The sequence below is a fragment of the Pseudomonas sp. AC083 genome, from assembly GCF_979253165.1.
In genome coordinates, this window is sequence record NZ_CEEDDH010000103.1 from 1 (window position 1) to 279 (window position 279).

1 protein-coding gene is annotated in these 279 nt (G+C 43.4%); it reads right to left on the bottom strand.

Annotation, left to right across the window (positions count from 1 at the left end):
* Window positions 1-60: 60 nt before the first annotated feature.
* On the bottom strand, window positions 61-279 hold a 219-nt coding region (locus tag AC0IXA_RS27380), incomplete at its 5' end, for a hypothetical protein (protein WP_471814894.1).

Here is a 279-nt window from a genome sequence, read left to right on the forward strand (position 1 = left end):
ATGTGGAATCCCACTTAATGACTTCCAGCAAAAAACCGGCTTAGCGCCGGCATTCTGCAATTATTCATCTCTTACTAAAATATCAGGGCGCCTATAGATGTCCCCTTCATGTTCAACGTCAATGTATGTCCACTTGCCTGTATAGGTTAAAAAGCGGTTCCCCTCTTTCTCTACGACCATCGTATCCTCTGATTTCAATCCAGGCAATGAAGGGTTCCATGTAAACACTTGCTGCAGCTGAATTTCTTCCTTCGATGAAGGAACTGCAATCATTTCTCT